This is a genomic window from Paenibacillus sp. FSL H3-0286 (genome assembly GCF_045040705.1).
In the GTDB taxonomy this organism is placed as follows: domain Bacteria; phylum Bacillota; class Bacilli; order Paenibacillales; family Paenibacillaceae; genus Paenibacillus_AQ; species Paenibacillus_AQ odorifer.
In genome coordinates this window covers 1,808,475-1,828,675 of record NZ_CP150285.1, presented here as the reverse complement: position 1 = coordinate 1,828,675, position 20,201 = coordinate 1,808,475, and the positions used below count along the sequence as shown (strand labels likewise).

Annotated in this window: 8 protein-coding genes; 2 read left to right on the top strand and 6 right to left on the bottom strand. The window is 47.5% G+C overall.

All coding sequences use genetic code 11. The annotated features are described in order from the left end of the window. Positions 1 to 271 precede the first annotated feature (271 nt). Both MHB37_RS07870 and MHB37_RS07865 read left to right on the top strand, forming a co-directional pair. A complete protein-coding gene (locus MHB37_RS07870; RefSeq protein ID WP_405169126.1) occupies positions 272 to 5,071 on the top strand; it encodes a LamG-like jellyroll fold domain-containing protein in 4,800 nt (1,599 codons plus the stop codon). A gap of 192 nt (positions 5,072 to 5,263) precedes the next feature. After that, a complete protein-coding gene (locus MHB37_RS07865) occupies positions 5,264 to 6,178 on the top strand; it encodes a transcriptional regulator (RefSeq protein ID WP_076100540.1) in 915 nt (304 codons plus the stop codon). A gap of 49 nt (positions 6,179 to 6,227) precedes the next feature. Here MHB37_RS07865 and MHB37_RS07860 read toward each other — a convergent pair whose 3' ends face one another. The 6 genes from MHB37_RS07860 to MHB37_RS07835 form a co-directional block, all read right to left on the bottom strand. After that, positions 6,228 to 6,509, bottom strand: coding sequence for a DUF6171 family protein (locus MHB37_RS07860; RefSeq protein ID WP_076100542.1), 282 nt, complete (start codon positions 6,507 to 6,509; stop codon positions 6,228 to 6,230). A 12-nt stretch (positions 6,510 to 6,521) separates the two neighbouring features. Further along, a complete protein-coding gene (locus tag MHB37_RS07855; protein ID WP_076104908.1) occupies positions 6,522 to 8,018 on the bottom strand; it encodes an alpha-N-arabinofuranosidase in 1,497 nt (498 codons plus the stop codon). Between the two features lie 108 nt (positions 8,019 to 8,126). After that, positions 8,127 to 8,834 carry a DUF421 domain-containing protein gene (locus MHB37_RS07850; RefSeq protein WP_076126261.1) on the bottom strand — a complete coding sequence of 236 codons (708 nt, stop codon included), beginning with the start codon at positions 8,832 to 8,834 and terminating at the stop codon, positions 8,127 to 8,129. Between the two features lie 162 nt (positions 8,835 to 8,996). Next, positions 8,997 to 16,964 (bottom strand): polysaccharide lyase family 8 super-sandwich domain-containing protein, encoded by a 7,968-nt coding sequence (locus MHB37_RS07845; RefSeq protein WP_405169125.1) that lies wholly within the window; start codon positions 16,962 to 16,964, stop codon positions 8,997 to 8,999. A 41-nt stretch (positions 16,965 to 17,005) separates the two neighbouring features. Beyond that, positions 17,006 to 18,838, bottom strand: coding sequence for a glycoside hydrolase family 35 protein (locus tag MHB37_RS07840; RefSeq protein ID WP_405169124.1), 1,833 nt, complete (start codon positions 18,836 to 18,838; stop codon positions 17,006 to 17,008). Positions 18,839 to 18,863: 25 nt separating this feature from the next. After that, the gene (locus MHB37_RS07835; RefSeq protein ID WP_405169123.1) at positions 18,864 to 20,138 is read right to left on the bottom strand and encodes an alpha-L-fucosidase; all 1,275 of its coding nucleotides are present in this window, start codon (positions 20,136 to 20,138) and stop codon (positions 18,864 to 18,866) included. Positions 20,139 to 20,201 lie beyond the last annotated feature (63 nt).

The window sequence follows — 20,201 nt, the reverse complement described above, 5'->3', positions numbered from 1 at the left end:
AATTTATAATTTATAAAAATATAAAAAGATTCATAAATCATTAAATTTCTGTTTGACTATTTGCTGATATCATGCTTAAAATGAGAGCATTATAAAACGTTTTCCGTATTATGGTTTAGTAATACATAAATTAAAACCATTTTCATATTCGAAAGCGTTTTTTTAGTAGCTAATTATGTAAGCGTTTTACATTTTTTTCAGTAAAGAAGGGAGGAATTGGAAAAATACGCGTGTACAAGCTCTACATCACTAGAATCGGAGGATCATACATTTGAGAAAAACTACTGGTAAACTAACCGCTTCCCTGCTTGCCCTCACTCTATTAGTGCCTGCTCCATTAATTTCTGCTGCTTCTGCAAGCGATTCCAAAGCAGTCGCATTATCCACTCAGCAACAAACTGCCGATTATTCCGGCCACTGGGCACAAAAAGATTTTCAAACCTGGGTAGATAAGGGCTTGATTCTGGGTTACGGAAACGGAATATATAAGCCAAATCAAGAAATCAACCGTGCAGAGTGGGTTACTCTGGTTAATCGGGTCTTTAATTTGCAGGAAAAAGCCGATATAGGCTTCACGGATGTTTCCACGACAGGTGCTTATTACGGAGATATCCAAAAAGCAACCGCTGCAGGATATGTAACAGGATACAGCGATGGCACCTTCCGACCCGCACAGCAAGTAAGTCGGCAAGAAGCTGCAGTAATGTTATTTAGACTGTTCCAACTCAACTCATCTGTTGGCACTTCTGCACCAAAGGATGCTGCTGATTTGCCAGAATGGAGCCAAGAAGCAGTATTGTCTTTACTTGGTGAAGGTTATCTGCAAGGCTACACTGACGGCAGCTTTAAAGGAACTCAGGCTGTAACAAGAGCGGAAGCACTGCGCATGATTGAGAAGCTTAGCGGAGAAATCACGCCTAAGAGCGGAAGCTATTCGGGGATTAACACTCGGAATATGGTTATCAGCAGCCCAGGCGTAGAGTTGAAAAACTCCACAATCTCAGGGAATCTCTACCTTACCGAAGGTATTGCTGAGGGCGATGTCACACTGAATAATGTCACTGTTAAGGGAAAAGTATTCGTTTCTGGTGGCGGTGAGAACAGTGTCGTACTAAGCGACTCCAATGCTGCTGAAATGGTAGTAGATAAGCATAACGGCAAGCTGCGAGTCGTTACTAGAGGCACAAGTGCCGTACCAAACGTACGCGTACATTCCAGTGCAATACTAGAGGAAGATGCATTAACGGGGGCAGGTTTCAGCCGGGTTATTGTTGAGAATACGCTGCCTAAGGATTCCATCCTCAAGCTGAAAGGAAGCTTTGATTCCGTTGAGCTTCAAGCGTTGGGAGAGCCTACACTCCATCTGACAGCAGGCAGTATTGCTGAAGTTACACTGAAGCAAAAAGCCAAGCTGCGTGTAGAGGCAGGTACAGAAATCAAGAATCTAATCCTTGGTTTCAACGATATCCTAACCATCCAAGGCACGGGTAAGGTTATCTTTGATAGCAAGTACAGTCAGTTAATCCATTTTGAAACACCAACTCCAACGGCTACGGCAACCACTGGTACCGGTGGATCTAACGGCGGTTCTGTTGCTACTTCGGCTCCGGAAGTTACAGCTACTCCGGCCCCAACGGCTACACCAAATCCGACGGCTACACCAAATCCGACGGCTACACCTAGTCCGACGGCTACACCTAGTCCGACGGCTACACCTAGTCCGGGAGCAACTGCACCAGCACTCACCAATGTCTCGGTACATGATCCATCGGTGGTAGTGGATAATGGAACTTATTATGTATTTGGCTCCCATATCGATGCGGCCAAATCAGATGATCTGATGAACTGGACACAGTTCACTAATGGTTATAAAACACCGGGCAACGTGATTTTTGGTGATCTGTCCAAGAATCTGGCAGAATCCTTTAAATGGGCTGGCGAGAACGATTCGGACAGTAAAGGCGGATTCTCCATCTGGGCACCGGACGTATTCTGGAATAACGATTATAAGAACGCTGATGGAACAACTGGCGCTTATATGATGTATTACAGCGCTTCTTCTACTTATATCCGTTCGGCGATTGGCTACGCCACTTCGCAAAATATCGAAGGGCCTTATACTTATGGAAATACCGTAATTTATTCCGGTTTCACCAAGGAAGAGGCTTATGACAGTGACAGTAAAGTAAATAAGAAATGGGACAATACAAATATCAAGGACCTTATCGACAATGGAACGCTGGAAGGTGTCAATCCAGATTGGTTTAATGCAGGTGGTTTGTATCAAAACAAAACCTATACAAATGCAATTGACCCAACTATTTTCTACGACAAAGACAACAAGCTTTGGATGACTTATGGTTCATGGTCAGGTGGTATATTCATTCTGGAGATTGATCCAGCTACCGGAGAACCTAAATATCCAGGCAAAGATGGAAAGACCGCTGATGGACGTATTATCGACCGCTATTTCGGAACCCATATTTCTGGCGGAATGACCAAATCGGGTGAAGGTCCGTATATCGTTTACGACAAGGAGACTGGTTACTACTTCTTGTATGTAACTTACGGTGGACTTGACTCCAAAGGCGGTTACAGCATGCGGCAGTTCCGTTCAACAAATCCGGACGGCCCTTATACGGATGCAGCAGGACAGAATGCTGTTCTAACTACCGATGGTGACAACACACCATATGGTAATAAGCTATTAGGAAACTTCATGTTTACAAATCAAAATGCAGACCCGAATTTCCAAACGTATGGTTATGTGTCCTCAGGACATAACTCGGTACAATATGATGATGAAACGGGTAAAATATTTAACTTCTTCCACACTCGTTTCCCACTCCGTGGTGAAACCCATGAACTTCGTGTGCATCAAATGTTCACTAACGAAGATGGCTGGCCAGTAACTGCCGTACATCGTTACACGGGTGAAACTATTGGGGCTGTAGCACGGGATAATGTTGTCGGCTCTTATCAGTTCGTTAACCACGGCAAGGATGTTTCAGGCATTATCAAACCTACAGTAGATATCGAGCTAAAAAGTGACGGAACGATCGTTGGAACGTTAACCGGAACTTGGGAATTGAAGGATGAGTACTTCGCTCATTTGCTCATTAACGAAACGGAAAATGGAAGCACCGTACAACATCTCTACAAAGGTGTATTTGTGAAGCAATGGGATTCCTCACGCCAACAGCATGTTATGACGTTCACCGCAATGTCAGATCAAGGGATCACTATCTGGGGCAGCCAGATGGAATCGATGAGCGTTGAGCAGATTTTGAACAATATTGCTGCAGGCTTGAGTATTGGTGACACAAGAAAAATATACGATGACATCACCCTTCCTACGGAAGGCTTGCGCGGAGCAGAAATTTCATGGTCCTCTTCCAATGAGGCTGTAATTGCTAACAATGGTAAGGTTACTCGTCCTGAACTTGGACTTGGAAACGCTACAGTTGAACTGACTGCTACAATTAAGCTAGGTGAAGTCGCAGTAACTAAGACCTTCACCGCCGTTGTTATGGAAAAAAAGAGCACGCAACTGGAAGACGGCTTAGTAGCTGCCTTTGACTTTGATGGCGACCTTGCAGAAAATGGGGATCGCACAGCTGACGGCATAGTCACCGGAAATCTGATCAACAACACTGAGGATGGAGACATCACTTTTGAGGCTGGTAAAGACGGTCAGGCAGCCAAGTTTGATGGTAAATCCGGTGTTCGTCTACCTGACGGATTAATTCAAAGTAGCGCATATTCGGTAGGGATGTGGCTGAACCCATCCGAATTAAAAGCTTTTACTCCTGTATTCTTCGGTGCTAAAACCGAAACGAACTGGTTCAGTCTCCTGCCATATGGAAACGGTGGAGCAACCACCAGACTCTGGTTCGGTAGCGATACTTGGCTAGATGCTGATACAGGCTTACAAATTCCAGTTAACCAGTGGACGCATATTGCCTTCACTTACAATGCTGGAACAGTCAATATGTACGTAAATGGTATATTGAAATCCTCCGGAAAAGGATTCACAGATATTTTCGATACAGAAAACGGTGTATTTGCTCTTGGTGTGAACTACTGGGATGCACCATACAAAGGTTTGGTTGATAAGTTCCGCGTGTATGATAGAGCATTGTCTGCGGAAGCTGTTGGCTGGCTTGTAAACGGTGAGCCTGATACGAACATTAAAGTAAGTAATATTTCATTCAGTGAAGCTGTTAAATCAGTAGCTGTAGGAAATACTTTCACCCCTCAAGTAAGTGTGCTTCCAACCAATGCCGGAAACAAGGCGCTAACTTGGAGCTCTAGCGATTCCAGCGTAGTGGCTGTTGACGCAGCGAGCGGAATAGTAACAGCACTAACTGTCGGTGGCCAAGCTGTAATTACTGCAACAGCGACTGATGGAAGCGAAGTTTCAGCCAGCTACACAGTAAATGTAACTGATGGAAAAGTAGCTCATTATGCTTTTGATGGCGACCTGGATGACTCCTTCCAATTGAACGGAAAAGGCGAAGTTACAGGAGCAAAAGTAGATAGCCCAACAGTAGGCAATATCACATACGGTAACGGTGTCCTCGGTCAAGCTGCAATATTCAACGGTACCTCCGGTATCCGTTTGCCTGATGGATTAATTGACAGCAATACCTACACCGTATCTATGTGGCTAAATCCTGAACAACTTACAGATGCAACAACTACTTTCTTCGGCGCTGCCACTAAAAATAGCTGGATTAGCTTCGTTCCTCAGAACGGTGGCGGTAAAACGTTGTTATGGTCCGGAGAAGCTTGGTATGATGCTATTTCTGCCATGAAGATTCCAGTAAATACATGGACACATGTTGCGTTTACGGTCAGCAATGGTACCGTAAAAGTTTACCTCAACGGAGTAGAGCAGTTCTCTGGTGAGGGCTTCCCGAATGTCTTTAAGAACAAGAACGGCGTTTTCGCTCTAGGCGTCAACTATTGGGATGCACCATTTAAGGGTATGATTGATGAACTGAAGATTTACAGCAGAGCGCTCAAGTCAGATGAAGTACAGGCAGAGTATAGCTCGAACGTAGATTAAGCAAGATTTGATTTGAAAAGAGAGCGGAGCCACAGGCTCCGTTCTTTTTTTAAAGTCCCATATTGTAAAAAAAGTATTTAACTAATATAATCATTAACTATACATCCGAAATAAACGTCGATTTTTATATTGTTATTAATAAATTTCTTAATCATCGGCGATTAGCCCATAAATTTTAATTGGAGGCCATTTATGAAACTTGACCTGTCGGAAGAATCCCTTCCCGTCTATGAAGCTTTAGCCAGCTCAGTACGCCTGCACATGTTGCGTTTGCTTGCCGAAAATCCTATGAATGTTAAGGAATTGGCCGCAGCAGTAAATTTGAGCAGCGCCATTATGACTATGCATGTGCGTAAGCTGGAAGCTGCCGGACTGATCCAGACGCATATGGCACCTGGTCGAAGTGGTCTGCAAAAGATCTGTACTCTAGCTGCTGAAGGAGCAGAAATCACCTTCCCAGGCAGACAGATCAATGAGCGCAAAAGTTATCGCAAGGAAATTCCGGTTGGACATTACTCCGACTTCCTGATCGAGCCAACCTGTGGTCTTGCAACTACTGAGAAAGTGATCGGCAGTTTTGATGATCCCCGCTATTTCTGGGATCTTGAGCGTATGAATGCGGGGATTCTTTGGTTCGGCAAAGGATTTATCGAATATAAAATCCCTAATTTCCTCCTCTCCAGCCAGCATCCTGAGGAACTGATTATAACCATGGAAATTGCTTCCGAAGCACCTTCCATTAATAATAATTGGCCTTCGGATATCACATTCACTCTGAACGGAGTGAAGCTTGGATTCTGGACAAGTCCCGGTGACTACGGGGATAGCCGTGGTAAATATACACCGGCCTGGTGGCCAGCACTCACGAACCAATACGGCTTGCTCAAGCAGCTGCGCATTACAGCAAAAGGTACATTTATGGATGGTTTGAAGCTCTCAGAAGTTACCCTTGATCAAGTGAATATCCGTGACAAACAGTGGTCTTTCAAGCTTTCCGTAGATGAAGATGCCGAGCATATTGGCGGGATTACTCTTTTTGGCAAAGGTTTTGGAAATTATAATGAAGATCTAATCGTTGAGTTGTTCTATACGGATAACCAAGAATAAAGCCGCATTCACCTCCCATTGGAGAGTCGAATGCGGCTCTTATTTTAGCTTAATTCTTTTCGATAAAGGGACCCCACAAGCCACCCCCCGGCAATGGACAACTACGTTCCTTAAGCTTGGCTACTACGGGGATGATGCAGCCGCAAGCGACGCAAGTTACCCCTTCGTGCAGCTTAGGGCAAGTCCCACAAAGGGCAACCCGTTCAGCGTAAACTTCATCTGGAACACAAAACTCTGGCTTAAACATGGAAGAAGACAAGATACGATTAATCTGCGTTGGCGTAACTTTATAATCCTCTCTGCATCCCTTGCATGTTGATGTTGTTGACATGGTAACACCACCTTAAGCCTTCGGCGTAATCTCCAGCACAGTTACTGACATTGGAGGCAGTTCAACATTAAGAAGATCGCCCTCCAGAGTGAAGGCAGTGAAGGCTTGCGGCACTACCGCCTCCGGTTGGCTGAAGGTATTGTGAGCATCAATTTTATCACCGGCAAGTGTTGTGCCTGTCACTTCAACCTTCTTCCCGGAAAGACCACGAAGCTCAAGTGGAACAGCAGCAGAAGCAGCATGGTTCAAGTTGCAAAGACTGACATGGATGATTCCAGAAGCAGTTACGGAAGCCGAAGCAGATACTTCAGGAATCTCACGGCCTTCAAAGCTGTAAGTGCCACTTTCCAGTGCTAAATCCAGCAACTCCGCATCCTGATGGACTTTAAACATATTAAATACATGATACGTTGGGGTCAGCACCATCTTTTCCCCTTCGGTCAATATAACTGCCTGAAGTACGTTAATCGTCTGCGCAATATTTGCCATCCGTACCCGGTCACTATGTTTATGGAAAATATTCAAGGTCACGCCTGCTACAAGAGCATCCCGAATTGAATTTTGTTGATACAGGAATCCTGGATTCGTCCCCGGCTCTACATCATACCAAGTTCCCCACTCATCTACGATAAGACCTACTCTTTTATCCGGATCATATTTATCCATAATAACGCCATGTCTGGTGATCAGCTCATCCATGCGAAGGGCTTTCTCTAATGTACTAAACCATTCACTCGTTTCAAAGCCTGTAGCTGCACCTTTATTCTCCCATGCTGGACCAGGAATTGTATAATAATGCAGGGTAATCGAGTCCATAAAGCGTGTTGCCTCACGCATCAGAACTTCCATCCAGTGATAATCATCCACGTTAGGACCACAAGCAATCCGGTGAATACGATTGTCCCCGTAATTTCGTACATACGTCTGATATTGGCGATAAAGATCTGCATAATATTCTGGACGCATATTCCCGCCGCAGCCCCAGTTCTCATTCCCCACGCCAAAATAAGTCACAGCCCAAGGCTCTTGATGACCATTCTGCTGGCGAAGCTCGGACATTGGAGATACGCCTCCAAAGGTTAAATACTCCACCCATTCGGACATCTCTTGAACGGTACCACTGCCCACATTACCGTTAATGTAAGGCTCACATTCCAGCATCTCACATAATTCCATGAATTCATGCGTACCAAAATGGTTGTTCTCAACCGTTCCGCCCCAGTGAGTGTTAATCATACGTTTACGACCTTCACGGGCTCCGATACCATCTTTCCAGTGATATTCATCCGCGAAACAGCCACCTGGCCAGCGTAGTACAGGAATTTTAATTTCCTTAAGCGCTTTCACGACATCATTACGAATACCGTTGGTGTTAGGAATAGTTGAATCTTCTCCAACCCAAATCCCTTCATAAATGCAACGGCCAAGATGCTCAGAAAAATGTCCGTAAATATTTCTGTTAATCGTCCCTTTGCGAATGTCAGTATTAAGGATCGCACGTTCTGCCATGGTTAAATACCGCCTCTCAACGTTTATATTTTTATTAACTAATTAATAATTATATAAACATTATAAGACGCTGCTTAGGTATCCGTCAATCTCCAATATGAACAAAAGCTATTCTTTATCAATAGGTTTCTTTATCCCGTCTTCATAATAGTCAAAAATCAGCTGCTGCTGCGTTCCTCTTACCCCGTAAAACACATCAGAAATTTGTTTCCCCTTACGTCTTAACTCGTTCTCCAGCCACTCTTGGGTCAGGCCATTATCCTTAAGATTATCTGCGAGCATTATTCCATCCATAATCAATTCAACGGGAAAGCTCTGAGGAACGGACAACAGCTTTAGATCTTTTCGGGTAACATATTGGTACTCTTGTTTCTTTAATACAGACACCATTCCGTTATCTTCCAGCACAGCGTATTCTACTACCTCTAGATTAAAAATTTCCTTTTCTCTCAAGGCCTGATCCAAAGAATCCAACGAATATCTTACCTTTTTCATATTTTGCTCAAGAATTTTCCCATCCTCAATAAGTACAGTGGGTGAACCTGAAATCCAGCTTCTCATTTTACGACTTTTTAAAGCGATGATAGATAGTAAAAAAGATGTAACGGTTACGACTATAAGCGCCAGGATCATGTAGGAAGAATGCAGCTGTTTATTAAACGCCAAGTTCGCGGCTATTGAGCCCAATATAATACCCGTCACGAAATCGTGGAAGGTCAAGTTAGATAACGTTTGTTTTCCCAATATTTTGGCGATCAGCAAAAGCATGATCATAGCAACAAAGGCCCTAAGCACAATGTCCATATATACCTGCATCTCTAATGCTCCCTTCCTATTCAATCCTCCATTATTCACAAACCGAGTAGAAATGAAACCTCAACGAAAGCTCTGCCCATCCAAATCTGCCAATTTCTCTAAACGCCAAAAGGGCTCTGGAATGGTTCTACTGAACCTACCCAAAGCCCTGGCTTCAAATTCTTACTTTTCAGTCTTAATTGCTAAAAGATTGTATAGAACCATTGCGCTCTCAGCTCGAGTTGCTGAGCCTCCCGGAGCGAATTGCTGGTCACTTCGACCCTGGATAAGTCCAAGGGCTTGGGCAGCAATGATCGATTCACGGGCCCATGAGGCAGCCGCACGCAAGTCACCGAATTGGATTACAGGCTTCGGTTCCACCTTTTTCCCGCTGACATATTCGTAGGCTCGCATCACCATGACCGCCATCTCTTGGCGGGAAATAGGGGCTTCTGGAGCGAAGCGAGTCTCACTCACCCCATGGACTATCCCCGCCTCTACTGCCTGCGCCACTTCCTCCGCATACCACTCATCCGCAGATACATCCGCAAATGCTGTAGATGATTTCCCTTCAAGTCCTAGCAAGCGGATCAGCATAGCTGTAAATTCTGCACGGGTCACAGAGCGGTTCGGCTCGAAATTCCGAAGTCCGACTCCTTGAATCAGATGTTTGGCCGTTAGCTCTTGTACAACCGCCGCCGCCCAATGTCCAGAAGGAACATCGTCATACGATTTGTTGTATTCCAGCACGGCATATGTGCCTAAGTGTTCGGTGCGCAGAGCCACCTTGCCCTTCAGCCAGGAACCGCCCGCATACTCTATATTTCCGGAATCCGGAAAATAATAGCCGCCGAGCAAATTCCTTTTGGCCTCAGGGTAGGCGTTAAGCTCTAATGTAACGGGCTCAACAAATTTGGAAAGTATGCTTCTTGTACCGTCACCAGCAACAATATACAGGTTAAAGAGAAGGAACTCTCCTGCCTGGTTTAGCACTGCACCAGATTTCTTCTCTGCGCTAGCTAGTATTCTCTGCGCCGCTTCCCCATTCACCTCAGAAGCCTCCAGAAAGATCTGGCTGCCGGCCAATTGCTCCGCAGGAATCAAACCCCGCAATTGTTGAAGCACCGCTGCCGGAAGGGTCACATTAAAGTTAGAAGCCTCTACCCGAAGCGGCTTCTGTTTGAGCATGTCTGCTGCCATCCCCGGCAATACTAGCATTCTCAATTTACCCTCGTAGACAATGGCTTCCGAAAGATCGTTCAACGAAGCTGCGTTTAGTTGCAGCCGCCCCGCCGTTACCTCCGGTACGGAAGGCACTTGTGGTTGCGGACTCGGAACAGTTGAAGTAGTCTCTTCCGCTTGTAGAATCTGAAGCCTCAGACTGCTCTGCCGTCCTCCGTAACTTGCAGTAATCACAGTCATGCCCGGATCAAGTGCTTGCAGCTGCCCCGTTGCCGTTACTGTGGCTACCTTCCTGTTACTGCTCTCGTAGATCACACCCTCGGTTACCGTAAGGTGGCTATCATCACTATATACCGCCGTTGTGACCACCTTACCGCTCTGCCCTATTTCCAAGGATGTCGGACCGCTTAACGAAATAGAGACGAGCTCCGGCAGTTGTCCATACACCTTTAATAAATAGGAAGCGGTCATGTTGTCATATACGGATGAAATAACCGAAACGCCCGGTCCTTTAGCTTCAATATGGCCATCTTTGCCTATACTTGTCACGTTAGGATCGCTGCTCTCATAGACTATACCTTCGGTTACTATATAACGGCTGCCATCGCTGTACACTACCGAAGTAACCGCCGTTCCGGTCTCCCCGACACCCAGGCTTTCCGGGCCGCTAATTGCCGTTGAGACTCTTTCTGTAGGCTCCATGACTGTCACCTGAAGCTGTCGGAAAGGCTCTACATTTCCAGCCTTATCCACCGAACGATAATCGATCCCGAAGGTTCCGGGGTTCTCGATATATACGCTCTGAGTAACCGTACTCCATGAACCACCATTGAGCCGGTATTCTGTCCGCTTGACTCCCCAGCCGACAGCTCCCCCATTGGATTGGTCGGTGACATCAAAAGTGATATTGACTTTGCCCTTATATGCGCCCCCTTCTCCTGTTTCTCCAAGTATGGTAGCCTTCGTGACTGGAGGTGTTGTATCTTTCGGCAAAATTTCCAGATACGCGGCATATTTGCCATTCTCATTCTTACGGCTTCTTATGTCTGTGGCGAGATTATAGCCTACCTGCCTAAGAGCCAGACTTATCACCGGATCGGAAGGGAACTCCGTGCCAACCCATGAGGTAATATCGAACTGCCGCCATTGCTCCGGTCCGGAAAAAGTCTGCAGCGCAGCTTGAGTACCGATTTTTGGAGCATTATTGTAGTTTAGCGTAGCCTCCGTCCAATCATCATCTTGGACTCCAAATACACCGATATCGGACAAAGTGCCTGCCCCGTCATTTGTCTTTCCGAACACATTCAGCTTCACAGAACCGACTTCATCGAGAAATGGACTCAGATCGAATTTTAGATAAACCCTTCTGTCTGTGTCCCCGCTGCCATTTCTGATTTGCAAGTAATTGACCGAACTATAATTGACTGCAGCTTTCGATCCTCCATTGACATACGCATCTTCAGAAACATACAGCTTCGTTATTGCCGCTTCGTCTGGTTCCGAATCGGAAGGCTCAGAAGGCTCGGCATTCGGATCAATTCTGAACTTGACAACATGGCTTTTTCCTTTGGACCCGCTGGTATGAATTGCGAGTTCAATCCTCGGCGAGGTCTGCAGTACCGTTACGGTTGGATCTTTCATCAGCTCTTCCAGCGCGGTTCTGCCGACATCCACATTCACCACAGATTGAGACTGTGTCGGATCCGAAATGGCTATCGTCAGTTCATCTCCAGACTCCTTGATAATAATGGAGGCTGGATGATTGGCGCGCACGGATTCGATCATTCCCGGTACCCAGAAGTTCATAGCCGTAAGTCCCAGCTTCTGTTCCTTGACGGCTTGCACACTATCCGTGTTGGCTATAATTTCGATGTCAGGACTACTGCTGTAGCGCGCTGTCGCCGTTTCATCCTGATTCGGTAGAAGCACATACGAATACGATTGATTCACCGGATTCGTTCCCTGAGCAATCGACAGGCTGGCATAATTTCTCGTAATCGGCTCCGTTGATCCCCCTTGATTAATATCCTTCCATGCGCCAGTCCGAGACTCACGCAGACCGTCTATCGTTGGGGCATCAGGGAAATAATAACCGATTCCCGAGCCGGGAACATTGCCTTCCAGATGTGCCCAATGCACCTGATTCATTGACTCAGACCAACCCAGCGCGGATGGCTTGGCCTCTCCGTTGACCGTAAGTACATTGTCTCCGCTCGCCTTGAGCTTACGGTTATCTACGATGGTCTCCACCTTGCGGTTATCCGTGCTTGTAATGCCTGCCCCAAGTGCTACGATTTCATCATCGAACATGAACCAGGACTTTTTACCGGACAATGTGCTGTTATCCGGATCCAGATCCATGCCGGCCGCTCCATAAAGCCCGTCTATGGATGATCCTCCCACCCATGTTTTAGATGTAGTCTTGGCTGCACCGCGACTTGCCCCATCCGATGTAACCCCAGGCAGACGATAAGCGTTCACGGTCGGCCAGAATGCATCTGCATATTGATCCAGATCCTGATTATACAGATAGGTCATGCCTTCGCCTGTATACCAGCCCTTCAGATTCTCTGTGCCCGCTTCATAGTTGGCAATTCGGGCCGAAGACATGCTGATCCCAAAGGCATATCCAGGCCGATGGTGGACAATCCGGTCCATAGCCGAAAACTGCTTATGCACAGTAAGGTCTCCTGATGGCTGCACCTCTGGATCGTCCATAAGCGTCTGGAGCAGAACAATATCGGCTACTCTTAGACCGTCGTAATAACTTTCTACTACCGTATCGGCTTCGAACCAATACTTCACCATCGATTTAAATCGGGCCGCTTGCTCCGGTGGCGCGGAAGAAGCCAGCCGCAAAATATGCGACCAAGGCACGAGCTGCCGGTTTCCCCGGGCTATCGATCTACCGAACACCATATCCATCATTAATTTTCTGTAGACGAGAGGTTCATAAGAATCCGTTACCCAGTTGTATACATTCTTCATATTGGTATCAGTCAGCGGCCAAGAGGACCCTGTCAGCAAAGTCATCATTTTCATCATATCGCCAAGCAATACAGCCCCATAACTGCCGGTATAAGCAATATTATTATGCTGGATAAAGGAGCCGTCCTCATAAAATCCGTCTCCGCGGGTCACATAGGGTAATACTTGGCTAACCGCATCCCGCCCTTGTTTGGTCTTCGCACTGTCACGATTATGAATGCCCCTCAAGACCACTGCCAGTGCTTTATCCAGCCGATTCGCGCCGGTTTCCATCAACGAGGGTTGATTGGTCCGTTTGGTTGGGTCCGGGCAGAATTTATCAATGGCTTTGGTATATTTGGTAATCTGATCGGCTGACAAATACTCGAACATTAAGGCCATCGTATCTCCCAATGCAAGCGGAATGCCGATCTCCCATTCGAACCAATTGCCTTTCTCCAGTTTGGTTTCGTTATACCAATTCGCGTATAGGAAATCTAAACCGTCCAGAATATCTGATTTCAACTGCATATTCTCGTACAATGGTGAGCCGGATGTCGAAAAGCCAATAGCCATATCCTTCAACCGGTTATAAGAGGCTGCCGTATCAAAAGCATCCGCTGTGCTGCCCGGCTTATCGCTCCATAAATAAGTACGGTTCATTTGCTTGTTCATCGTATCCCAGAATCCAGTTCGCTCCTGATTACTGATCTTATCGGATAAAGTCTTTATAGACTTGGCAATGTCCGGGTTATTCGGGTCGAAGGATTGCCCTCCGGTCAAATACTCCACCCATCTTCCACGAAGCTCGTCATATTCGTCTTTTGGAGTCTCTCCTTCAGTAATATTAAATTTCAATACATGCGTTGCCCCTATAGAATTCTTCACATCCACCGTTATAACTGTATTTCCCGAAGCTTGCAGTACATCCGTCTTGCTATCTTTGCTGAGCAGTGTCAACCCCGGTATATCCAGTTCCAGGGACAATAGGTTTTGCGACTGAGTAGGATCAGACACCGAAACGACAAGCTCCTGATCGATCTGCCGAATCATCACGGAAGCTGGATTGAGTGCCTTGATGGAATCTACTGTTCCTGGATTCCAGAAATTAGCGGCGGTTATGCCCAGCTTCTTCTCTCTGACCGCATGCACATCCTCTGTATTGCGCAGCACTTCGATATCCGGGTTGCCACTGTAATCCTCAGTACCTGAAATGTCACGATTAGGCAACAGAACATAGGAGTATGAGCCATTCGTAGGCGTATCTCCATGCTCAACTGCCAGGCTTAAATAGTTGCGTGTAATGGGAACATCGGATTGAGTGGCATTAATCTCTTTCCAACTGCCGGTTCTGGCTTCACGTTGTGCCAGTATACTTGGAGCTTCAGGGAAATAGTAGCCCACGTCGGCACCTGGCACATTACCCTCCAGATGGGCCCATTGAACGTTCTTTAACGTCGCTGACCATCCGGACTGTGACGGTTCTACAGCTCCGTTGATTAGAAGTTTGTTGTTTCCCACTTCGTTAAGCATCCGGTTATCGATAATCGTCTCAACAGACTGCGGGCCGGCAGTTGATTTAGAAATTCCCGAACCAAGCGCCACAATCTCATCATCGAACATAAACCAGGATTTCTTGCCTTGCAAATCGCTACCGGTCACTTGGGAGAGTGAGAAATCCATACCTGCTGCACCGTATAGGCCTTCCAGCGACGATCCACCCACCCAGGTTTTCGGATTCATGTAACTTTTCCATTCCACAGGCACCATCCCCTGCCCCGATCCATCCGTTGTCGTGCCAGACAAGCGGTAGGAATTGACGGTAGGCCAGAAGTCATTCCGGTATTGGGTCAGATCCTGATTGTATAAATAGGTCATCCCAATCCCCGTATACCATCCTTTCAGGTTCTCGTTGTTCCCTTTCTCAAACGCCGAGATGCGATTCGAGAACAGACTCAAGCCGAAGCCGTAACCTTCGCGTAGATGAACCACCCGGTCCATGCCGGCGAATACCTGATTCTTAATGAGAGCTCCTCTTGGATTGATCTTTCCGTCATTCATCAGCTTTTTCACAATCGTTATATCGGCAAGCGACAACCCTTCATAATAATTGCCGGATGTCATATTCGCTGAGATCCATTCTTTCGCCGCTTGCTTTATGGATACTGCAATATTCTCCGGAGCAGTTTCAGCCATCCGCAGCAAGGTGACAATCAACCCTCTTGCGCTGCCGCTTCCTTTTCTAGATATACCTCTGCCATTTACCGAATCCATAAATTGACCGTTGTAGATCACCGGCTCGTAAGTCTGAGCCACCCATTCGTAAATGTTCAGAACATTCGGGTCCGTTATTGGCCATGGAGAATCGGTCAGCAGATAAGACATATCCGCCGTCCCTTTGAGCCAGACCGAACCATATCCTCCCGTATAGGCAATATTATTATGCTGAACGAGGGAACCATCCTTATACACACCGTCACCATGGGTCGTGTACACATACTCGGAGCCAATGGAATCACGGCCCTGAATGATCTTTGCACTGTTGTTGCCAATCACACCTCTTACCGTGACCACAAGCGCTTTATCTAGTAGATTTGCTCCCGTCATCTTCGTACCCTTAACGCCAAGCACCGACCCTACTTTGGGGTCTGGACAGAAGGCATCAATAGCCGCAAGATACTGATTGATTTGCTGCGGTGTTAGATGGTCATACATGAGCACCATAAGATCATTCACAATCTGCGGCGTGCCAATCTCCCAGTCCCACCAGTTCCCATAAGCGCTTTTGCTCGGATTATAGCGGTTTGTATACATCCAATTGATTGCGCTTACAATATCATTCGCCAAAACGCTGTTGCCGTAAAGCTCCGATCCCTCCACAGAATAGGCCAATGCCATAGTCTTCAAGCGATTGTAAGCGCTTGTAATAAACTGCGAATCTGTAGTGCTCGCGGTATCACTCCACAAGGAGGTGCGGCCGGAGGATTTATCCATACTCTCCCAAAGTGCAGCAGCCGATGCAGCCTGAGCGCTAATACTAGCAGCTATATCAGGATCACTCCCATCGTATTGACCACCACTTAATCGGTCGTACCATTTCAGCCTCAGTTTATTGTAGGCCTGTATCGTGTCGGGAGCTTCGACAGTAACCAGACATTCAGCTGCAAGGCTACCATCCGGTGTGGCGATCTTGATGGTCGAAGAACCGATCCCCGTACCCATTACATTACCAAGTGCGTCCACAGTCGCAGCTTCTGGATTGCTCGAAGTCCACACTACCGTTTTATCCACCGCCGTTATAGGGGATAAAGTCGGCAGAAGTGCAACCGTGTCCCCTTTGACCATAGAAAAGGCCGTACGGTCTAGCTCAATTCCTGTAAGACCCGCATATTCCTCCAATGCGATATCATCTATCCATAGCTTTCCTTTTCCAGTCTCCAAAAAAGGCTCGATGACTAGCTTCGTCGCGTTAGCCGGCATAGTTAGAAGTACTTGCTGCATACTCCAGTCCTGTGTGCCTGTTATTTTGGGAGAGGAAGGTCCATCTCCCACTTTGGCAGTATTGTAATACTGTGTTCTAAAGTAGGCTCCCTGTCCAGTGACGTTGTCCGTCTTTAGCCAGACTTTAAGTCTGTAGGATTTACCGGGGATAACCGAAGTTACCCCCTGATTGATGGAAATCCTGCTTGTGGCAAAGGCATCGAACAGCATGGACCGGGTTCCTTCATGCGCAGTGCCAGCGTCTATCTTGATATTCGCTGTTTTATTCGTGCCTTTCCCGCTACCTGTAGGGACCCATAAGCTCCAGCCCACCGGAGCAGCGTCTGTAACCCCTGTCCAGGTTGAGTCAAGGGCTGTCGTTGTATTCTCAAAGCTTCCGTTAAGCATAAGATTTGATGCAGCCGCAGATGCCCTGCTATGCGAGGGATAAAGAACTCCCCCACAGGAAGAAAAAAGATCAACAATGAGAACTAATACTAAAAATAGACTTGGTTTACGCATTTGTTCACCCCAATCTTAGAATTGGTTAAAGCTAAAGGCATCTACAAGTTATCATCCTGCACAAAATTCAACACGGCGTCATCGACGGCCGAAGTTCTTCCCAGATCAGGAAGGTTCACAAGCTCAATCTCGCAAGTCTCCGCACGGCCATGCAGCTCCAAAAGAACCAGCTCATTGCACCCCTTGCGCAAGAGTGGACCAGGGATATATAGCGCCCGCTGCGGTCCAACGTTCCAGTAACGGCCCAGATTAAATCCGTTAATCCAGGCGACCCCTTTATTCCATCCATCGAATCGTAGAAAGGTATCGCCAATCTCCTCCGCCTCGAAGCAGCCCCGGTAGAATCCGGGCAGACCCGAAAGGGTCGCAGCTTGCTGCTTCTCCACCGGGTGCTTCTTGTACGCTAGTGAAGCCAGCTGTTCCTGTTCCAACGGCAAAGTACGAATTGTCCAGTTATATTGCAGCTGGTTATCAATCCGAACCCCGTCCAGAATCCCTTTCGGATCGCGAATGAGCGGCCCGTAATTGATTCGTCCCATGTTCTCGACGAGGATATCCAGCTGTGCTCCCCCAGCGGGGATGGAAAGTTCCAGTGGCAGCGGATTCCAGCGCTCAATCACCCCAAGCACCTGTCCATCCAGGAAGACCTGCGCCCGATCGCGCACGCCCTCGATGTAAAGCTTCTGTCTGGACCGCGGTCCCTGCACAAAAGTGCTGTACAATATAAAACCATAGGATTGTCCGAGCTTCTCCATCGGCTGTACACACACGCTGTTCACCGTCTCTGATAACTTCTCCAGATTGGAAGCCGTGAATAGTTCCGCTCTTTCCGTCAAAGCGACTTTCCCGTAAGAAATCTTCGGAATCGGCTCAGGGAGTGGACAATTCGGGGCAAATCCATGGTTGCTGAGTACCGACCGGACAGCTTCAAATTTCGCCGTCGTATCTCCCCATTCCGTGAGCGGGGCATCATAGTCATAGCTTGTAGTCGTCGGCTCGTAGGTGACGATATGATTCGCACCATTATAGAAACCAAAATTGGTTCCACCATGGAACATGTACATATTAAATGAGGAGCCCTGGGTCAGAATCTCATCCAGAACACCTGCTACATCCCCGGCATCGCGTACATGATGATCCTCCATCCAGTGATCAAACCAGCCGTTCCAGTATTCCATCACCATAAGCGGCTCTTCAGAGCGGTATTCCCGATATTTGCGGAAGGATTCCTCTGTACTGGAGCCGAAATTGACTGTCGCATGCACATCCTCCAGTGTTCCGCCGAGCAACATCTCATCGGTTGGCCCGTCGGAAGTAAAGAGCAGCACATCGATCCCTCTGCTGACCAGTCCATCACGCATATAGCCCAGGTAGCCACTGTCATTACCATAGCTGCCATATTCATTTTCTACCTGAACGGCCAGAATTGGTCCGCCATGTGTGGAGAGCAGCGGAACCAGCAGAGGAATTAGCTCATCGTAATAACGGTCTACCTTGCTTAAATAAAGAGGGTCACAGCAGCGAAGCTGGAGTTCCCCGTAAGCTAGCAACCAGCCCGGCAGGCCTCCGAACTCCCACTCCGCACAGATGAATGGACTCGGTCTGACAATAACATGAAGCCCAAGCTCCCCAGCCAGTTCGATAAAAGATACCACATCGGCCATGCCATCAAATACGAACTTCCCTTCTTTAGGTTCATGTATATTCCAGGCGATGTAGGTCTCCACGGTATTGAATCCGCAGGCTTTCAATTTCAGCAGCCGGTCTTTCCAATATTCAGGCACAACCCGAAAATAATGAATGGCTCCCGATACGATACGATAAGGCTGTCCGTCCAGCAAATAGTGTCCGTCGTTCCAGGTGAGCAGGCTCATTATCGACAACCTCCTTTATTAATATTTATTCTAACGATTCCCCGCAGTGGTAGACGGCAAGCCGTCTGATCTTGGGGCTTGCGGCAGCTTCTGACACCCGTAAGCGGATTTTCTCTGCGACAACCGGAGGGAAGGCATCGATTTTCTTATGGCCAATCGAACTGCCACGCTTCAACTCCAGCCACGCTCCGTTGCTGTACGCTTCCAGCATATATCCTTCTACTCTTTCGCCGTAAGCGATATCCTCCATAATCTCGACATGATCAATCACAGTAGCTGCTGGCAATTCCAGTTCAACAATATCTCCAGTACCTGCGGTTACCGCCAGAGCCTTGTCAAATCTGCGTCTTATCTCCTTGCCGAATTCCAGCAGCCGCTGCACATCAGCCTCCGGAAACAGCCCGCGGTTGTCAGGGGCTACATTGAGCAGCAAAGTTGCCCCATGTCCAACCGAACGATAATAAATATCCATTAGCTGCTCCACAGACAGCAGCAGATGCTCCTCCTCAGGATGCCAGAACCAGCGGTCTTTACGGATGGGCACATCGCATTCCGCAGGCACCCAGCTCGGCGTTCCGGGAAGCCAGTTCAATGAAGCTTCACTGAACATGCTACCCCGCGCAGAATTCGCAGTGTTCCAGCATGGATAAGGAGCAACGCCATCCTCATTGCCAACCCAGCGGATCGTTGGTGCCCCCATATTAAACACCATGGCGCCTGGCTGATGGCGCTTGATCAGATCCATAATCCGCTGCCAATCGTAATTGCGGCCCTCCGACCCTGCGCCGTCGAACCAAATTTCCGTAAGCGGACCATAGCCCGTAAGCAATTCCTGCAATTGCAGGGCATAGAAATCATCGTACGCTTGCGGATCTGCATAACAGGGCTCATGTCTGTCCCACGGAGACAAATAAATGCCGAAGCCAACTCCAAGTTCACGGCAAGCCTCCGCGCATTCCTTGACGACATCGCCTCGCCCTTCTTTCCATGGGCTAGAAGCCACAGAATAAGTACTTGTCGCAGTCGGCCACAAGCAGAAGCCATCATGATGTTTAGCTGTCAGTATAAAATAACGGAATCCAGCTTCTTTGGCTGTACTAACCCATTGGTGGGCATCCAAATGAAGCGGATTGAAGACCGCAGGTGAATCATTGCCTTCTCCCCACTCCTGATCGCAAAACGTATTGATGCCAAAATGGCAAAACATCCCCAGCTCCAGGTCCTGCCACTCCAGCTGTTCCCTAGAAGGCAGCGCCAATTTCTCTTCCGGCTTGTTCTGTGAAAATCTGCTTTCCATCATTGCTACACTCTCCCATATGTTTGTGTAGACCCAATATATAAATAAGGCTTTGGAAAGCCAGTT